Origin of the sequence: Mycobacterium tuberculosis complex sp. N0072 (assembly GCF_030323725.1) — a bacterium.
Lineage (GTDB): Bacteria > Actinomycetota > Actinomycetes > Mycobacteriales > Mycobacteriaceae > Mycobacterium > Mycobacterium tuberculosis.
This window is the reverse complement of sequence record NZ_CP040689.1, coordinates 1,048,431-1,065,837: the sequence shown is the minus strand read 5'-3', so window position 1 is coordinate 1,065,837 and position 17,407 is coordinate 1,048,431. Positions and strand designations below refer to the sequence as shown.

The window sequence follows — 17,407 nt, the reverse complement described above, 5'->3', positions numbered from 1 at the left end:
TAACGTTATGGTCACGATCCGAGGACATTTCAGATTTGTCCCAGCACCGTATCGCCCGTTCTGCTGCCATGGCAGCGATTCGCACACCTCGCGATCGTTGGCCGCATCATCACCGTAACGAAGTCACCGAAATCATCCCGCTGGACGGATTCCTCGACGGCTTAGCACTCTACGATGAGCTGGATTTCGCAGAGCTCGATGACCTGGACCTAGGGGACGACTGCGTCTTCGACTACGAAGCGCAGTTGCTAGCGGCTCCAGAACTCGACGACCTGGACGACGCCGACGATCTGGCCCCCGAATGGCTGGTAGCCCCCACGGTCGTGCTGACCCCGGGGGTCACCCCGGTGTCCCGGCGCGTCGGGCAGCACCGCAAGCAACCGATCGGTGCGGCCCGGGGGCGCCTGCTGATCTCGGCGATGGCCGCGGGCGCGGCGGCCGCAGCAGCGCATACGGCGATCCAACAGTCGGAAACCCCACGCACCGAGACCGTGCTGACCGCTCATGCATCGGCGCTCAACGAAGGGTCGGGAAGCAACCCACCGCGGGGCGTCCAGGTCATCGCCGCCCAGCCGGCGGCGAGTGCTGCGGTGCACAACGCGGAGTTCGCCAGGGGGGTTGCCTTCGCCGAGGAGCGCGCCGAGCGCGAGGCGCGACTACAGCGCCCGCTGTATGTCATGCCGACGAAGGGCATCTTCACGTCGAGTTTCGGTTATCGATGGGGTGTACTGCACGCCGGTATCGACCTGGCTAACGCGATCGGAACCCCGATTTATGCGGTGTCCGACGGCGTCGTCATCGACGCCGGCCCCACCGCCGGCTACGGAATGTGGGTCAAGCTGCTGCACGCCGACGGCACGGTCACGCTATACGGCCACGTCAATACCACGTTGGTCAGCGTCGGTGAGCGCGTGATGGCAGGCGACCAGATCGCCACCATGGGCAGCCGTGGCTTTTCCACCGGCCCGCACCTGCACTTCGAGGTGCTCCTGGGCGGCACCGAGCGCGTGGACCCAGTGCCGTGGCTCGCCAAGCGGGGACTTAGCGTCGGCAATTACACCGGTTGACCCGGCAACGACGCCGAACGTGTTCTCAGGGCGAGAAATCCGCGAAATAGCCGCCGTGACTTCACGCTCGGCGCGAAATCTCAGAGCTTGGTGACAGGGGCGTGGTTGTGCATCAGCTTCACCCGCCCCGAGCTACCGAAGTCGATCAGCGACATCGCCGATTCGCCGACACCGGAGACCTCCTCGACACGGCCCAGGCCGTATTTGTCATGGGTCACGCGGTCGCCGACCTGAAGCACCAGCAGCGGGCGCCTGCTCGCCCCCGAGCGGGTCGGTGATGGACGCGCGCTACCGAACCGACCGGCGCCACTCACCGGGGCACTGAACGACGGCTTCGGGGCGGTGCGCCGCCAGTCGATGAGCTCCTGCGGGATTTCCCGCAGAAACCGCGACTCCGGGTTGAGCATCGGCTGGCCCCAAGACGAACGCACGATCGCCCGGCTCACGTACAACCGCTGCCGGGCGCGGGTGATGCCGACATAGGCCAGCCGCCGCTCCTCGGACAACTCGGTCGGGTTGTCCAACGCCCGCATGTGCGGGAACATCCCGTCCTCCCAGCCGGTCACAAACACCACCGGGAACTCCAAACCCTTGGCGGTGTGCAAGGTCATCAAGGTAACCACACCCGCGCCATGCTCCGGGATCTCATCGGCGTCGGCGACCAGCGACACCCGTTCCAGAAAATCCGCCAGCACACCGGTGTCGGGGACGTCTTCGTCGTCTGGGCCAAGTGCGGCGGCATTCTCCCGGTCGGTACTGAATTCGTGTGCGACGCTGACTAATTCGTTGAGGTTGTCCAGGCGGGCCAATTCCTGTGGATCGGTGGACGCTTCCAGCTCGCGGCGGTATCCGGTGCGTTCCAGCACCGCCTCGACCAGCTCCCCCAGGTCGTCATCGAGGCGGCCCCGCAGCTCGTCGAACATCTCGACGAAACCCGCGATCGCCTTCTCCGCCCGGGTATTCAGCATCGGTACTTTGCCTTGGGCCGCGGCGACGAGCGCGTCACCGAAGCCGACGCCGGTGTTCTCGGCGTACACCGCCACACACGCCTCGGCACGATCCCCGATACCGCGGCGCGGGGTGTTAAGGATGCGCCGTAGGCTGACCGCGTCGCCCGGGTTGTCCAGCACGCGCAGGTAGGCAACGATGTCGCGAATCTCCTTGCGCTCGTAAAAGCGCACTCCCCCAACGACCTTGTACGGAATACCGGCGCGGATCAGCACCTCTTCCAGTGACCGCGACGAGTTGTTGGTGCGGTAGAAGACGGCGACATCGTTGTAGGTGATCTCGCTACCCTCGGCGAGCGCATCGATCTCCTCGGCCACGAACCGGGCCTCGTCGTGCTCGTTGTCGGCGACATAGCCAACGATCAACTCCCCGGCGCCGGCGTCGGTCCACAACCGCTTCTCCCGGCGCCCCGCGTTACGGGCAATCACCGAGTTGGCCGCCGACAGGATGTTCTGCGTCGAGCGGTAATTCTGTTCCAGCAGAATGGTTCTGGTGTCGGGGTAGTCACGTTCGAAGTCTTCGATGTTGCGGATGGTGGCGCCGCGGAACGCATAGATCGACTGATCGGCATCCCCGACGACGCACAACTCGCCGGGGGGAATACCGTCATTGCTGTCGCGGCCGACCAGCTCGCGCACCAATACGTACTGGGCGTGGTTGGTGTCCTGGTATTCGTCAACCAGGACATGCCGGAACCTCCGACGGTAGTACTGGGCGATCTGCGGGAAGGCCTGCAGCACCGCGACGGTCTCGCCGATCAGGTCGTCGAAGTCCAGCGCGTTGGCCGCCCGCAGCCGCCGCTGGTATTCGTCATAAACCGACGCCACGGCGCGCGCTAGGTCATCGGAGTCCTCCGTTAAGCCGGCCAGCGCCTGATGCGGGTCGATCAACTCGTTCTTCAGGTTGGAGATGGCGTTAGCCAGCAGTCGCGGCGAGTACCGCTTGATGTCTAGGCCCAGGTCGCGGCCCACCATCTGCAGCAACCGCCGCGAATCGTCGGCGTCATAGATCGAAAAGTTGGAGTTGAGGCCCTCGATCAGCGCCGCCTGGTTGCGCAGGATACGCACGCAGGTGGAGTGAAACGTCGACACCCACATGTACCGGGCCTTCTCCCCAACCAGGCCCACCACCCGTTCGCGCATCTCGGCGGCGGCTTTGTTGGTGAAGGTGATGGCCAGAATCTGGCCCACCCCGACGCCGCGGGCCGCCATCAGATAGGCAATGCGGCGGGTCAACACCGCGGTCTTACCCGAACCCGCGCCCGCGACGATCAGCAGCGGCGAACCCTCATGCACGACCGCCTGGCGCTGTTGCGGGTTGAGGCCGTCGAGCAGTTGGTCCGCTGGGGATGGACCGGGAGGCTTGGCGTCGGTCGCGTGCACACTCATGTCGGTCCAAACTTACCGCCGCGCGGCGACGAGTCGGCGGACCGCGGCATAGCCTGGCCAGGCTCATCGCCACGCGGCAGGTCCTTCGGCGCCACCACCCAATTTTGGGTGCACTTTTCCCGCCAAGTTTTTGCGCGGGCGCGTCCGTTGATGGCACACTCGGTTCGTGCTCAACGCGCAGCGCCGATTTTTCTACGGGTACCGGCCAGCGGTGCCCGTGGTCTAGCTGCTTTCGCAGAGCCCCGTGGTCCGCTTCCGGATTCGGGGCTCGTCTCTTGTGTGAGGCCCAGTACCGGATGAGACCAGAACCCCCACATCACGAGAACGCGGAGTTAGCAGCCATGAACCTGGAAATGCTCGAGTCCCAACCTGTCCCCGAGATCGACACGCTGCGCGAAGAGATCGACCGGCTAGACGCCGAAATCCTCGCGTTAGTCAAGCGACGCGCTGAGGTTTCCAAGGCCATCGGCAAGGCCCGGATGGCGTCCGGTGGCACTCGGCTGGTACACAGCCGGGAGATGAAGGTCATCGAACGCTACAGCGAGCTGGGACCCGACGGTAAGGATCTGGCCATCCTGCTTTTGCGATTGGGCAGGGGCCGCCTCGGTCACTAATGGGTCACTTCCGCCGCTGTTTGCCGGGAATTTCTGCATCGCTGCGCTGAATTTCCGCCGAAATGGATGCAGCAAAGGCAGCTGGAGTTTCACAATTGCGCCGGTTGATGGTCATATGGGCGGCAGCTTTGATCGCGCTGCTCGGGCAAGGCGCCAGCTCGACAACCTCGTCAACGTAGTCGCGGCGGGGTCTACCCATCGACTGATGGTCCCGTCGCGGTCGATGCATCGCCTAATCAAGGTGGAGTTTCAAGGTGGCGGCCCTCATGCGTGGTACTTGTCCGACGGCATACTCGCCCGAGACGACTACAACGGCCGGGATATACACCTGCCGGTATTCGGTTGACCAGACCGGTCTGTCGCTCGCCATGCCCACCGGTGGCATGGCGAGTTCTATTCCAACTGGCACCGGCCGGCGGTCGGCAACGGCGGGATATGGCCCAAGAGCTGGCCGACTGGCTGGCGGCGAGTGAGGGGATCATCCCGAGTGGAAATGGCGTGGTTGCCGGATCCGCGTCATTGATCCGGGGGCCCGCCGACCGATCCGGCGTGGGCCCACAGCGAGCCAACGGTCAATGCCGCGAAGCTGGTGGCCAACAGCACCCCGTATCTGGGCGTATTCGGGCAACGGCACGCCCTCGGCGGAGTTGAGCGGCAATAGGCGACAGGCTTTGCAAAGCAAGTACCAAGCGGCGCAACGGCGGTTCAACTTCCCGGATGGCGAAACCCACACCTGGGCGTACTGGCGTGCGCCATTGCAGGCCATGCTGCCTGATCTGCAGCGGGTGCTGGGCGACGGTCAGCGGCCTCGGCGGGGGCCGAGGCCGCGAGAGCGCAGGCCCGCATCGCCGAGCCTGTAGATACCGCGACAAACGGCGAGTGCCGCCGAGCACGATAACTAAAGGCTCGGCGAAGACAGCGGCTCTGATCGACGCCACTCCACGGCATTAGGGTCGAACCATGACCTCCGCGCCAATCCCCGACATCACCGCTACCCCGGCATGGGACGCCCTGCGCAGACATCACGATCAGATCGGAAACACCCATCTTCGCCAGTTCTTCGCCGACGATCCGGGTCGCGGCCGGGAGCTCACCGTCAGCGTCGGCGATCTCTACATCGACTACAGCAAACACCGCGTCACCCGCGAGACGCTGGCGCTGCTGATCGATCTGGCCCGGACGGCCCACCTCGAAGAGCGTCGCGACCAGATGTTCGCCGGTGTGCATATCAACACCTCTGAGGATCGAGCGGTGTTGCACACCGCGCTGCGGCTGCCCCGAGACGCCGAACTCGTCGTCGACGGCCAAGACGTCGTCACCGACGTACATGCCGTGCTCGACGCGATGGGCGCCTTCACCGACCGCCTGCGCAGCGGCGAGTGGACCGGAGCAACTGGAAAGCGGATCAGCACCGTCGTCAACATCGGCATCGGTGGTTCGGATTTGGGTCCGGTGATGGTGTACCAAGCGTTGCGCCACTATGCCGACGCGGGCATTTCCGCGCGCTTCGTGTCCAACGTCGATCCCGCCGACCTGATCGCCACGCTCGCCGATCTAGACCCCGCCACAACGCTTTTCATCGTCGCGTCGAAGACGTTCTCGACGCTGGAGACATTGACCAATGCGACCGCGGCGCGTCGCTGGCTGACCGATGCGCTGGGCGACGCCGCGGTGTCGCGGCATTTTGTCGCGGTGTCCACCAACAAGCGCCTGGTCGACGACTTCGGCATCAACACCGACAACATGTTCGGTTTTTGGGATTGGGTCGGCGGGCGTTATTCGGTGGATTCGGCGATCGGGCTGTCGTTGATGACGGTGATCGGCCGCGACGCCTTCGCCGATTTCTTGGCCGGATTCCACATCATCGACCGCCATTTCGCGACCGCTCCGCTGGAATCCAACGCGCCGGTGCTGCTTGGCCTGATCGGACTGTGGTACTCCAATTTCTTCGGTGCGCAATCACGCACCGTGCTGCCGTATTCCAATGACTTGTCGCGTTTTCCGGCCTACCTTCAGCAGTTGACCATGGAATCCAACGGCAAGTCCACGCGCGCCGACGGCAGCCCGGTCAGCGCCGACACCGGTGAAATCTTTTGGGGTGAACCGGGAACCAACGGCCAGCACGCCTTCTACCAGTTGCTGCACCAGGGCACCCGGCTGGTGCCAGCCGATTTCATCGGCTTTGCTCAACCCCTCGACGACCTGCCGACCGCCGAGGGCACCGGCAGCATGCATGATCTGCTGATGAGCAACTTCTTCGCCCAAACCCAGGTGCTGGCGTTCGGCAAGACCGCCGAGGAGATCGCCGCCGACGGCACCCCCGCCCACGTGGTAGCGCATAAGGTGATGCCCGGCAACCGGCCGTCCACCTCAATTCTGGCCAGTCGGCTCACGCCGTCGGTGCTGGGGCAGTTGATCGCGCTCTACGAGCATCAGGTGTTCACCGAGGGTGTGGTGTGGGGTATCGACTCGTTCGACCAGTGGGGGGTGGAGCTGGGCAAGACGCAGGCCAAGGCGCTGCTTCCGGTAATCACCGGCGCCGGTTCACCGCCACCGCAGTCGGACAGCTCGACCGACGGGCTGGTGCGCCGCTACCGCACCGAACGTGGCCGCGCGGGCTAGGTGGCCGAGCGCCCGCTAGGCGAAGCGTCTGGTCAGCCGCGGCGGCAGCACCCACATCAGCCGCACCAGTGGCGCCCATGGCCACCAGGGGACCGCGGCGCGTCCGGGCTCGCGCTCGATGGCGGCCACCAGCGCCTTGACGCCAGTTGCGTTGTCCACCATCAACATTGTGCTCGCCGATTTGGCCGTCATCTCCGACTCGATATAACCCGGCTCCAGCACCGTGACCCTGATGGGGCCTTGGGCGTACTCGGCGCGCAGCGATTCGCCTAGCGAGCGCACACCGGCTTTGCTTGCCGCATACGCGGCTTTGACGCCCGGCACCCCTTTGACGCCGAGCACTGAGGAGATGAGCACCAAATGCCCCGAACCGCGCTGGTTGAACATGTCCAGTGCCGTTTCGATCTGCACGAGTGCGGCGACCAGGTTGGTTTCGATGGTTGCCTTGTTCGCCCACAGCTTGCCCGAGCCCAGCCGGGCACCCTTGCCGATTCCGGCGTTGACGATCACACGGTCAATGCCGCCAATCTCATCGCTGAGTTCGGCGAATACCTTGGGCACCCGCTCGTGGTCGTTGACGTCCAGCTCCGCGACAGCGATCTTGATGTCGGGATACCGTTGCGACAGTTCGGCTTTCAGTTCGGTCAGCCGATCCGTGCGGCGGGCGCAGAGCGCCAGGTCGCGGCCCTGGGCGGCGAAGGATCGGGCCATCCCGGCGCCCAGGCCGGAACTGGCGCCGGTGATCAGGATCTTCTGGCGAGTCACTCCGGTGAGCATATCGACTACTTGAGCAGCCGCGACATACGCCGGTCGGCCAGCGCCTTGCCACCGGTCTGACACGTTGGACAGTACTGAAAAGACTTGTCCGCGAAGGACACCTCCCGCACGGTGTCACCGCACACTGGGCAGGGTAACCCGGTGCGCGCATGTACTCGAAGCCCAGAACGTTTCTCCCCTTTGAGCATGGCCGCGCCCTGGCCGACGGACCGGCGCACCGCGTCCGACAGCACCGACGCCATCGCCTCATGCAGGCAGGTGAGCTGTGCGCCGGATAACTTGCCGGCCGTGGCGAACGGCGAGATCTTCGCGACGTGCAGGATTTCGTCACTATAGGCGTTGCCGATGCCGGCAATTACCTTCTGGTCGGTGATGACGGTCTTGATCCGGCCGGTGTTGCCGGCCAACAGCCCGGCCAGGTCGTCGGTGCTGACGTCCAGCGCATCGGGCCCGAGCGCGCGCGGCTGCGGCGTCCCGGCCACCAGCACCCCTGCCGACGATGACAATGCGGTGGCCGGCGTCAGCGAGGCCGAGCGTCGCGGTCACAGAAAGTTGGTGCGTTTCCAGGCGCGACGGGCGATCGGGCCCATCAGGCCCACTTCGGCGGCATGGGACCGCGATTTCGACCCGGCCGGCAAACGCATCGCGGTGGTCGGCACCGATGCCGCCGCCGCCCACTACATCAGCCGGTTGTCTGAATCGGCGGCGTCGGTCACGGTCTTCACCCAGGCACCGCGCCGCGTCGTCACCGGAGTACCACTGTGGACGACACGCGCCAAACGCTGGCTACGTCGCCGCACCGGGGCTGAGCATCCAGCGGTCGCCTGGGCGACGGCGGCGATCGACGCGCTGACCTCCTCGGGCATCCGCACCAGCGATGGCGTGGAACACCCCGTCGACGCCATCATCTACGGCACCGGGTTCGCGATCGCCGATCAGGTCGGCGATCAGACCCTGGTCGGTGCCGGCGGTGTGACCATCCGCCAAGCCTGGGACGATGGCATGGAGCCCTACCTCGGCGTCGCCGTTCACGGTTTCCCCAACTACTTCTTCATCACCGGGCCCGATACCGCCGCGCAGGCACGCTGCGTCGTCGAATGCATGAAGCTCATGGAGCGCACGGCCAGCCGCCGCATCGAGGTGCGCCGCAGCAGCCAGCAGGTATTCAACGAGCGCGCCCAACTCAAACCCGCTCAGCCCCATCGGCAGACTGGGGGCCTCGAAGCGTTCGACTTGTCATCCGCGGCGACCGAGGACGATCAGACCTACGACGGTGCGGCGACGCTAACGCTCGCTGGTGCCCGCTTTCGGGTCCGCGTCCGGCTTACCGGTCACCTCGATCCGATCGACGGCAACTACCACTGGCAGGGCACCGTATTCGATTCCTTGCCCGAGACTTCACTCACCCATGCCCGGGCGGCGACGTTAACCATCGGCGGACGTAGCGCACCCGCACGCATCACTGAACAAACACCGTGGGGTACCCACTCGGTCGCCGGAGTGGGCCCACCGCCCTATGCCCGAAGCGGCCCAGCCTCGGCCACCACTTGAACGCATCCCGGCGCCGGCGCGGCGTTCGTTGATCTTTGTTGGCCGGATTCCCGGGCCCTACCTGCTGGCGTTTGCATAGGCTGGGCATAGCCCGGACTGGAGGTTGATCGCGTGTTTTTGTGGGTAACCACCCCCTGGGTGATGGGTGCTGCGCCGGACGGCGCGATCATCAAAAGATAGGGTTTCTGCCGCCAAGGCGGACGGCATCCTCAAGCTATTGGCGGGACAGGAGTTCGAGGAGCTGGCTATGAAACCGGACGACAGGATGGGACCGGAATGCCGGTTCATGGCGTCCCGCCGTTTCGGAACCATGGCTATGGTGGCACTCCGACCCAAGTTGCGATGTGCACCTGACGCCGGGGCAAGGGACGCAAGGAAGTGGTCGCGGTGAGCACGGCAGCCAAGTCACCGACAGCGCTGGCCATTGCGGTACGTACACAGGATTCGGTGGTCATCTTGACCGCCGACGGTGCGCTTGACTCCAGCAGTTCTGCACTGCTCCGGGACAGCCTCACGAGGGCGACGCTCGAGCAGCCGTCCGCCGTTATCGTCAATGTCACCGAGCTGCAAGTCGCCGAGGAATCGGCATGGTCGGTCTTTATCAGCGCCCGCTGGCAGGCCGACTTCCGAGCGGATGTACCGGTCTTGCTGGTCTGCGGCCATCGGGCCGGCCGCGCGGCGGTCACCCGCACCGGGGTCGCCCGCTTCATGCCGGTGTACCCGACCGAAAAAGCGGCGAGCAAGGCCATCGGTCGGCTCGCGCGCCGCAATTTCAAGCGTTCGGACGCACAACTGCCCGCCAACCTGAACAGCCTTCGCGAGTCACGCCAGTTGGTCCGCGAATGGCTCACCCAATGGTCACGTCCCGGGCTTATTCCAGTCGCGTTGGTCGTCGTCAACGTATTCGTGGAGAACGTGCTGAAACACACCGGAAGCGACCCGGTGATGCGGATCGAAAGCGATGGCCCAACGGCAACCATCGCGGTTTCCGACGGCAGCAGCGCTCCGGCGGTTCGGCTGGCGTCCCCACCGAAGGGCATCGACGTTTCCGGCCTGGCGATCGTTGCCGCGTTGTCCCGCGCCTGGGGCAGCAGTCCCACTTCGTCGGGCAAGACGGTCTGGGCAATTATTGGGCCGGAGAACCAACTCTGACCAAGCCGTTGCGCCCCGCTTGCACGTCAAATTAGAACACGTTCTAATCTCGTTGGGGACGGCCACTTCGAGGAAGGCAATCACGTGCGGTTCAGCTACGCGGAGGCAATGACCGACTTCACGTTCTACATCCCGCTGGCCAAGGCAGCCGAAGCGGCGGGATACAGCAGCATGACGATTCCCGACAGCATCGCCTACCCCTTCGAATCCGACTCGAAGTACCCGTACACACCCGACGGCAACCGCGAATTCATGGACGGCAAGCCTTTCATCGAAACCTTTGTCCTGACAGCAGCATTGGGCGCAGTCACGACGAGGCTGCGGTTCAACTTCTTCGTCCTCAAGCTGCCCATCCGCCCGCCGGCTCTGGTGGCAAAGCAGGCCGGTTCCCTAGCCGCCCTGATCGGCAACCGGGTCGGGCTGGGTGTCGGCACTAGCCCGTGGCCGGAGGATTACGAGCTGATGGGCGTCCCGTTCGCTAAGCGCGGCAAGCGGATTGACGAATGCATCGAGATCGTGCGTGGCCTTACCACCGGCGATTACTTCGAGTTCCACGGCGAGTTCTACGACATACCCAAGACCAAGATGACCCCGGCGCCCACCCAGCCGATCCCGATCCTGGTCGGTGGCCACGCCGATGCAGCACTGCGACGGGCGGCGCGCGCCGATGGATGGATGCATGGCGGCGGCGATCCGGACGAACTCGACCGGCTGATCGCCAGGGTCAAGCGGCTTCGCGAGGAAGCGGGGAAAACCAGCCCGTTCGAAATCCACGTGATCTCCCTGGACGGTTTCACCGTGGACGGCGTCAAGCGGCTCGAGGACAAAGGGGTGACGGACGTCATCGTCGGTTTCCGTGTCCCGTACACCATGGGCCCCGACACCGAGCCGCTGCAGACCAAGATCCGCAATCTGGAGATGTTCGCCGAGAACGTCATCGCGAAAGTTTAAGCATCACAACGGATCGATCCCCGATCAGCTTCGTGAGAGCCGTTGGACCCGGTGCCATGCTCGGCGGCGCCTTTCACACCCGCCACATTGGCCGCTGTCTGGACGGGATGTTCTTCGTGCCCGCCTCAGCGCGACAAAGTGATGGCTGCCATCGGGAATCCTTGGCGCGCTGGCTTTGTCGCTCGTGGACAGGCAAACCATGCGCCCGCCGGTCCGCAGATTCCCATGACAAACGCGCCCGAGTGGCTACGTACAGTGGCGCGCCGCCCATTCGGCCTGCATCACCAGCAACGCCAGCAAGTCCTGGCGCGGGGTGTCGGGATCCAATTCGCGGTAACGCTGGTAGACGTTGACCACTACCCGTTCGGAGTCCAGCCAGCTCGCGTACTCGCCCAGGTCGATGGTCTCGACGGCCTCGGGCAACGATAGCCCCTTGCGGTAGGCCGCCTCGGCCTGTTCGGCGATGTGCGCCAGATAGCCACGGACGGCACGGATCCCGTCCGGGCCGGTGACCGGACCATGCCCAGGCACCACCGTGGGCGCGTCCAGCGCGATCATCGCGTCGCAGGCCGCCACCCAGTTGGCGATCGGGCCCGCCCACACAATCGGGGTGCAACCGATGAACAGCAGATCCCCGGCGAACAGCACACCGGCGTCGGCCACGTGCACGACCGAGTCGGCGGTGGTGTGCGCGGGACCGAGGTTGAGCAGGTCGACTCGCCGGCCGCCGAGCTCGATGGCCAGGTCGCGGTCGAACGTCAGGTCGGCGTTGCGCAGCTTGATGCCGCTGAAGTCAAAGTGACCGAAGCGATCACGCAGATACCGCGTCGCAACGGGGCCCAGGTCGGCGGTTTGGATCCGGGCTAGCATCTCCGGTGCCGGGCCATGCTCGATCTCCTCGGAGGTGCCCTTGGCGGCGATGATGCGCACTGAGCGGTCCAACAGTTGAGTGCCGTGCGTGTGGTCGCCGTTGGAGTGCGTGATCAGGGCGTCGGTGATGGGCGCCCGCTCGGTGACCGGCTTCATCGCGGCCAACATCTCGCGTGTCAGTGCCAGGTCGAACAGGGTATCCACGAGCAGCGACGCGCCGTCCCCGGCGACCAGCCCGGCGTTGCTGAAGCCGTATCCCCCGTCGGGCAGCGTCCACGCCCATACCCGGTCGGCGACTTCGTGCAGCCCGCGGGTAAACGGCACCCGCGTCGGTGCCGGGTTGACCCCGCGCCGGTCGGGTTCGGCGTCCGGATTCGGCCGAAGAGCCAACGGAAAAGGAGTGCCGCTCGTCCGGACGGTCTGCCTCGTCTCGCCCAGCCCTTCGACCTGGAGGGTGACCACGTCGCCGTCGTGCAGCCAGCCCGGGAATGATTCCGGTGGCCTGAGGTGCTCGACGAGCGTGCAGGTGGGCACCGTGCCCGAGCCGAACACGTCACCCGGGGTCAGCGTCACCCCCCGCGAGGCATAGGCGATGACTTCGCCGAAGCTCCAGTCCATCTGTGCGGTCGACCCCGATCCGATCACGGTGCCGTTGACCAAGGCGATCACCCGCAAGCTTAGCTTCCCGCCCCGGCAATAGGGCTCCAGCTCATCCGGTGTGACCAGATAGGGGCCCAGGGTGATACCGCTGTCTTTGCCCTTGGCCTGTCCGATGCGCAGCTGGCCCTCCAGCATCTGCAGGTCCCGTGCGGACCAGTCGTTGAAAATGGTATAGCCGATGATCGACCGTTCGGCCTGCTCGACGGTCAAGTCTTTGCCGCTGGTTCCGATAACCGCCGCGATCTCCAATTCGAAGTCCTGCCACGCACTTCCGGGTGCGGTGGGTGCGTCGTCGTACGGTCCCAAAACCGTTGACGGGCACGCGAAGTAGAACGCCGGGATGCGGTACCAAGTATCCATGAGCACCCGGCCGCCCCCCATCGCTTCCTGGCAGTTACGCATGTGGTCCAGAAAGCACAACGAGTCCCGGATCGACGGCGGGCGCGGAATCGGCGCCGCCAGCGTAACCTCGTCGAGCGCTACCACCGCGGCCGGTGAGCGCACTGCCCGTTCGCCCGCCGTGCGCAGACCGTCGGCGCCGCGCCCGACCAGATCCAGCAACGACACGTCCGGCGGCATCGCGTAGATGGCGTCACCGGAAAGCACTCCCGTTCGTTCGCCGTGGTCACTTCGATACGTCACCCACTTCATTCGCGCACCACCTCACTGGGTTTCTTGTCCGGCCGCAGCCCACGCCAGCTTGATTGACGCAGCCGGCCCTCCGGAGTCCACTCGCTGTAGCGCACCTCTGCAACCAGCGCCGGCTTGACATATGTGATGCCCTTGGCGTCACGCGCGGGCAGTGGTACGTCGAAGGGGGACTCGTCGGTATGCAGCGGCGCCAGCATCTCCTTGAGGTTGGCCAGTTCGCGTTCGCTGAGGCCGGTACCGACCCGCCCGGCGAACTGCAGCCCACCTGGACCGGGGATGCCCATGAGCAGCGACCCGACGCCACTGCTGTGCCCGCCTTCCCCGGCGCGCCAGCCACCAATGACGACTTCCTGGGTGTTCCAGTGCTTGTCCTTGACCCACGACGCGCAGCGCCGGCCCGGCTGATAGCGCGAGTCACGCCTCTTGGCGATCACGCCCTCCCAGCCGTGCTTGCGCGAGCACGCAAACGCTTGGGCGCCGTCACCGGGCAGCAGCTCGGGAACGGTGAGACTGGTTGCGTTAGCTAGGGTTTCGAGCAGCTTACGCCGGTCTTGGTAGCGGGTGCCTAGCAGCGCGCGGCCGTCGAGGTAGAGCAGGTCGAACGCCCAGAACTCGACACGGGTGTCGCGGCCCCGATTCTGCATCTGGCTGAAGCTGGGCACACCAGAGGAGTCAAGTACGACGGCCTCGCCGTCCAGCACCACGTGGTGATCGGCGAGATCCTCCGCCAATGCCCGCAATTGCGGATACTCGGCGGTGACATCGCGCCCGCTGCGGGACCGCAGCCGCACGGCGCCGTGGTCAGCCTCAACCAGCAACCGGTAGCCGTCCCACTTGCCTTCGAACGCCCACTGGCTGGCCTTTAGACCGGCCACCGTGCCGTGCGTGGCAAGCATTGGGGCCAGATTGTCGAACTCGAACACCTTCTGGTCTTTCTGATTCTTTAGGCGGTGCGCCAGCCACCGATCGCCGTTGGTCCGAATCAGCGCATAACGCCCAGAGATCCGGCCGCCGTGCAGATTCACGATGACCTCCCCCGTGTGCGGGTCATCGTGGAACTTCTCGGTGTCGTAAGTGCCGGAGTCCCAGATGATCACCTTGCCGGCGCCGTACTCCCCGCTGGGAATCGCGCCCTCGAACGTGGCGTATTCCAGCGGGTGGTCCTCGGTGTGTATCGCTAGATGGTTAACCGATGTGTTGTCGGGCAGGTTTTTCGGTACCGCCCACGAGACCAGCACGCCGTCGCGTTCCAGCCGGAAATCGTAGTGCGGCCGACGCGCGTGATGCTCCTGGATGACGAACGTATTGCCGTCTCCGGTAACGGGTTTCGCCGTGGGAATCGGCTCGGGAGTTTTCGATGCGTCGCGCATGCGGCGGTATCGGGTCAACCGGTCCGCTACCGGAGCGTCGGCATCCAGCCGCTCGAGCAGATCGCCGTCGCGGGCAATCCGGGTCAGCACCTCGTCGTAGGAGAGCTGACGCAGTGCGGGGTCGTCGAGCTCCGCCCAGGTGCGTGGCGCCGCGACGGTCGGATGCGTCCGGCCACGTAGTGAGTACGGCGCGATGGTGGTCTTCGAGCCGCTGTTCTGGCTCCAGTCCACAAACACCTTCCCGGCCCGCAGGCTTTTGGTCATGGTCGAGGTGACCAACGCGGGCATCGCCTGCTCCAATCGCTGCGCGACGCGCTTGGCCAACACCGTGGCTCCCCTGCTGCTCACCGGCTCATCCAGCGGTGTGTACAGATGCAATCCCTTGCTGCCGCTGGTGACCGGGAAGGTGACCAACCCGATATCGGCGAGAAGATCACGAACCGCGCGCGCCACCTCGGCCAGCTGGGCCATCATCACGCCTTCGCCCGGGTCCAGGTCGAACACCAAACGCGTTGCCGGGCCCGGATTTAACTCACCTGATCCGGGCTCGGCGACAAACCGCCACTGCGGCACGTGCACCTCCAGCGCCGCCTGTTGGGCGATCCAGGCCAGCCCGGTTGCGCTATCGATGATCGGATAGGTCGTCGTCCCGGACCGGTGCGCCACCGTTGCACGTGACAGCCAAGGCGGCGCCGACAACGCCAACTGCTTTTCGAAGAACGCGGGTTGGTCGACGCCGTTAGGCCAGCGCTTGCGCGTCGCCGGCCGTCCCGCGATGTGGCCGAGCATGACTTCGGCAACACCGGCGTAGTAGTCGAAGATATCGGACTTTGTGGTCCCGGTGGCGGGATAGAGCACCTTGTCGGCGTTGGTCAGCGTCACCCGTTGCTCCGACGCCGAACCCATGCTTTCAACGTAGCCTGTCGGTCACACAAGTCGCGAGCGTAACGTCACGGTCAAATATCGCGTGGAATTTCGCCGTGACGTTCCGCTCGCGGACAATCAAGGCATACTCACTTACATGCGAGCCATTTGGACGGGTTCGATCGCCTTCGGGCTGGTGAACGTGCCGGTCAAGGTGTACAGCGCTACCGCAGACCACGACATCAGGTTCCACCAGGTGCACGCCAAGGACAACGGACGCATCCGGTACAAGCGCGTCTGCGAGGCGTGTGGCGAGGTGGTCGACTACCGCGATCTTGCCCGGGCCTACGAGTCCGGCGACGGCCAAATGGTGGCGATCACCGACGACGACATCGCCAGCTTGCCTGAAGAACGCAGCCGGGAGATCGAGGTGTTGGAGTTCGTCCCCGCCGCCGACGTGGACCCGATGATGTTCGACCGCAGCTACTTTTTGGAGCCTGATTCGAAGTCGTCGAAATCGTATGTGCTGCTGGCTAAGACACTCGCCGAGACCGACCGGATGGCGATCGTGCATTTCACGCTGCGCAACAAGACCAGGCTGGCGGCGTTGCGCGTCAAGGATTTCGGCAAGCGAGAGGTGATGATGGTGCACACGTTGCTGTGGCCCGATGAGATCCGCGACCCCGACTTCCCGGTGCTGGACCAGAAGGTGGAGATCAAACCCGCGGAACTCAAGATGGCCTGCCAGGTGGTGGACTCGATGGCCGACGACTTCAATCCGGACCGCTACCACGACACCTACCAGGAGCAGTTACAGGAGCTGATCGACACCAAACTCGAAGGTGGGCAGGCATTTACCGCCGAGGACCAACCGAGGTTGCTGGACGAGCCCGAAGACGTCTCCGACCTGCTCGCCAAGCTGGAGGCCAGCGTGAAGGCGCGCTCGAAGGCCAACTCAAACGTCCCAACGCCTCCGTGACAGCCAGTTGATCAACCGGCCAATGAAGATCAATAGCAGCAGGAACACGATCAGCAAGAGAGCCGCGTCATAGGACAGATCCTGAGCCGACTTGGATGGCTGGTTGTAGAACGTCCAAATTGGGTAGGTCAGGTAGCCGACCGGCGAGTCGGTGAGTTGTCCGGTCGGCGGCGAATTCGACCACCCCGCCGTGTACAGCAGCGGCGCCGTCTCGCCGATCGCCAGGGCCAGCGCGACCAACATCCCGGTGACGATTCCGGGCATCGCCGTCTTCAGCACGATCTTGCGCAGCGCCCAGCCGGCTGGTAACCCGAGTGCCTCAGCCGCTTCCCGATACGACGTCGGCACCTGGGCCAGCGCGGACTCGGTGGCCTTGGCGATGTAGGGAATGCTCATCACCGACAGCACCAACACCCCGGCCGCCAGCGAAAACCCCTAATCGAAGTACACCACCAGGGCCAAATAGCCGACGTAGCCGAGCACGATCGACGGAATACCGGACAACACCTCGTAGGCGCCGCGCAGAATGGACCGTGTTTTGCCGGTGGCGAATTCGGACAGATAAATCCCGGTCAACACACTCACCGTGCCACCCACCAGGATCACCCCGATGGCCAACACTGCGGTACCGATGATGGCGTTGCGCAAGCCGCCGCCATTGCCCTGGGAGTCCTGCACCAGCACACTCCAGTGGAAAACCGGTACAGCGCGGCTGACGACTCCGATCAACATCCACAACGTCGGGGTGATCACCACCGCCAGACAACACACGCACGCCGCCCACCACAGGGCATCGACGATCTTGCGCCGATAGGCTACCGATCGCCGCGGCGGGGACATCGCCGGTAGCTGCCGGGACCCGGACTCAGCCGATTCGCCCATG

General features: G+C 64.9%; 15 protein-coding genes and 1 pseudogene. 8 read left to right on the top strand and 8 right to left on the bottom strand.

Annotated elements, in window-relative coordinates; genetic code table 11:
- Positions 1–68: 68 nt before the first annotated feature.
- Positions 69–1,067, top strand: coding sequence for a M23 family metallopeptidase (locus FF952_RS05035; protein ID WP_003904512.1), 999 nt, complete (start codon positions 69–71; stop codon positions 1,065–1,067).
- 80 nt (positions 1,068–1,147) lie between these two features.
- Here the strand turns inward: FF952_RS05035 and pcrA are convergent, their stop codons facing one another.
- A complete protein-coding gene (gene pcrA, locus FF952_RS05030) occupies positions 1,148–3,463 on the bottom strand; it encodes a DNA helicase PcrA (RefSeq protein WP_003404859.1) in 2,316 nt (771 codons plus the stop codon).
- Positions 3,464–3,759: 296 nt separating this feature from the next.
- On the opposite strand from pcrA, the gene FF952_RS05025 reads away from it, so the two are divergent.
- Positions 3,760–4,077 (top strand): chorismate mutase, encoded by a 318-nt coding sequence (locus tag FF952_RS05025; RefSeq protein ID WP_003404838.1) that lies wholly within the window; start codon positions 3,760–3,762, stop codon positions 4,075–4,077.
- 4 nt (positions 4,078–4,081) lie between these two features.
- Here FF952_RS05025 and FF952_RS05020 read toward each other — a convergent pair whose 3' ends face one another.
- Positions 4,082–4,276: a hypothetical protein gene (locus FF952_RS05020; protein WP_003404835.1), complete on the bottom strand. Its 195-nt coding sequence runs from the start codon at positions 4,274–4,276 to the stop codon at positions 4,082–4,084.
- Here FF952_RS05020 and FF952_RS05015 point away from each other — a divergent pair.
- Positions 4,193–4,423 carry a mycolyltransferase gene (locus tag FF952_RS05015; protein WP_003404833.1) on the top strand — a complete coding sequence of 77 codons (231 nt, stop codon included), beginning with the start codon at positions 4,193–4,195 and terminating at the stop codon, positions 4,421–4,423. The genes FF952_RS05020 and FF952_RS05015 overlap by 84 nt on opposite strands.
- A gap of 614 nt (positions 4,424–5,037) precedes the next feature.
- Positions 5,038–6,699: a glucose-6-phosphate isomerase gene (pgi, locus tag FF952_RS05010; RefSeq protein WP_003404830.1), complete on the top strand. Its 1,662-nt coding sequence runs from the start codon at positions 5,038–5,040 to the stop codon at positions 6,697–6,699.
- A gap of 15 nt (positions 6,700–6,714) precedes the next feature.
- On the opposite strand, the gene FF952_RS05005 is transcribed toward pgi, so the two are convergent.
- Together FF952_RS05005 and FF952_RS05000 are read right to left on the bottom strand one after the other, a co-directional pair.
- Positions 6,715–7,464, bottom strand: a complete 750-nt coding sequence (locus tag FF952_RS05005; RefSeq protein WP_003918158.1) for an SDR family oxidoreductase — start codon at positions 7,462–7,464, stop codon at positions 6,715–6,717.
- A gap of 17 nt (positions 7,465–7,481) precedes the next feature.
- The gene (locus FF952_RS05000) at positions 7,482–7,958 is read right to left on the bottom strand and encodes a zinc finger domain-containing protein (protein ID WP_003404828.1); all 477 of its coding nucleotides are present in this window, start codon (positions 7,956–7,958) and stop codon (positions 7,482–7,484) included.
- Positions 7,959–7,986: 28 nt separating this feature from the next.
- On the opposite strand from FF952_RS05000, the gene FF952_RS04995 reads away from it, so the two are divergent.
- A complete protein-coding gene (locus FF952_RS04995) occupies positions 7,987–9,027 on the top strand; it encodes a DUF4873 domain-containing protein (RefSeq protein ID WP_003898656.1) in 1,041 nt (346 codons plus the stop codon).
- 57 nt (positions 9,028–9,084) lie between these two features.
- On the opposite strand, the gene FF952_RS04990 is transcribed toward FF952_RS04995, so the two are convergent.
- A complete protein-coding gene (locus tag FF952_RS04990) occupies positions 9,085–9,363 on the bottom strand; it encodes a DUF8092 domain-containing protein (RefSeq protein WP_003901948.1) in 279 nt (92 codons plus the stop codon).
- A 42-nt stretch (positions 9,364–9,405) separates the two neighbouring features.
- Between FF952_RS04990 and FF952_RS04985 the strand changes: the two genes are divergently transcribed.
- Positions 9,406–10,179 carry an STAS domain-containing protein gene (locus FF952_RS04985; protein WP_003404823.1) on the top strand — a complete coding sequence of 258 codons (774 nt, stop codon included), beginning with the start codon at positions 9,406–9,408 and terminating at the stop codon, positions 10,177–10,179.
- An 84-nt stretch (positions 10,180–10,263) separates the two neighbouring features.
- Positions 10,264–11,130, top strand: coding sequence for a TIGR03619 family F420-dependent LLM class oxidoreductase (locus FF952_RS04980; RefSeq protein WP_003404819.1), 867 nt, complete (start codon positions 10,264–10,266; stop codon positions 11,128–11,130).
- Between the two features lie 246 nt (positions 11,131–11,376).
- On the opposite strand, the gene FF952_RS04975 is transcribed toward FF952_RS04980, so the two are convergent.
- The gene (locus FF952_RS04975; RefSeq protein WP_003404801.1) at positions 11,377–13,311 is read right to left on the bottom strand and encodes a fumarylacetoacetate hydrolase family protein; all 1,935 of its coding nucleotides are present in this window, start codon (positions 13,309–13,311) and stop codon (positions 11,377–11,379) included.
- Positions 13,308–15,587 (bottom strand): ATP-dependent DNA ligase, encoded by a 2,280-nt coding sequence (locus FF952_RS04970; protein WP_003904510.1) that lies wholly within the window; start codon positions 15,585–15,587, stop codon positions 13,308–13,310. The genes FF952_RS04975 and FF952_RS04970 overlap by 4 nt, the downstream gene beginning before the upstream one ends.
- Positions 15,588–15,702: 115 nt before the next feature.
- Here FF952_RS04970 and ku point away from each other — a divergent pair, with 115 nt between their 5' ends.
- The gene (gene ku, locus FF952_RS04965; protein WP_244736151.1) at positions 15,703–16,524 is read left to right on the top strand and encodes a non-homologous end joining protein Ku; all 822 of its coding nucleotides are present in this window, start codon (positions 15,703–15,705) and stop codon (positions 16,522–16,524) included.
- Here ku and pstA read toward each other — a convergent pair.
- Positions 16,501–17,406: pseudogene (gene pstA, locus FF952_RS04960) on the bottom strand (phosphate ABC transporter permease PstA). The gene ku and the pseudogene pstA overlap by 24 nt on opposite strands.
- Position 17,407 lies beyond the last annotated feature (1 nt).

Bases quoted from the DNA above. Each gene is read 5' to 3' on its own strand.
- FF952_RS05035 (WP_003904512.1), top strand. From the start codon at position 69: ATGGCAGCGATTCGCACACCTCGCGATCGTTGGCCGCATCATCACCGT.
- pcrA (WP_003404859.1), bottom strand. From the start codon at position 3,463: ATGAGTGTGCACGCGACCGACGCCAAGCCTCCCGGTCCATCCCCAGCG.
- FF952_RS05025 (WP_003404838.1), top strand. From the start codon at position 3,760: ATGAGACCAGAACCCCCACATCACGAGAACGCGGAGTTAGCAGCCATG.
- FF952_RS05015 (WP_003404833.1), top strand. From the start codon at position 4,193: ATGGGCGGCAGCTTTGATCGCGCTGCTCGGGCAAGGCGCCAGCTCGAC.
- FF952_RS05020 (WP_003404835.1), bottom strand. From the start codon at position 4,276: ATGGGTAGACCCCGCCGCGACTACGTTGACGAGGTTGTCGAGCTGGCG.
- pgi (WP_003404830.1), top strand. From the start codon at position 5,038: ATGACCTCCGCGCCAATCCCCGACATCACCGCTACCCCGGCATGGGAC.
- FF952_RS04975 (WP_003404801.1), bottom strand. From the start codon at position 13,311: ATGAAGTGGGTGACGTATCGAAGTGACCACGGCGAACGAACGGGAGTG.
- FF952_RS04970 (WP_003904510.1), bottom strand. From the start codon at position 15,587: ATGGGTTCGGCGTCGGAGCAACGGGTGACGCTGACCAACGCCGACAAG.
- ku (WP_244736151.1), top strand. From the start codon at position 15,703: ATGCGAGCCATTTGGACGGGTTCGATCGCCTTCGGGCTGGTGAACGTG.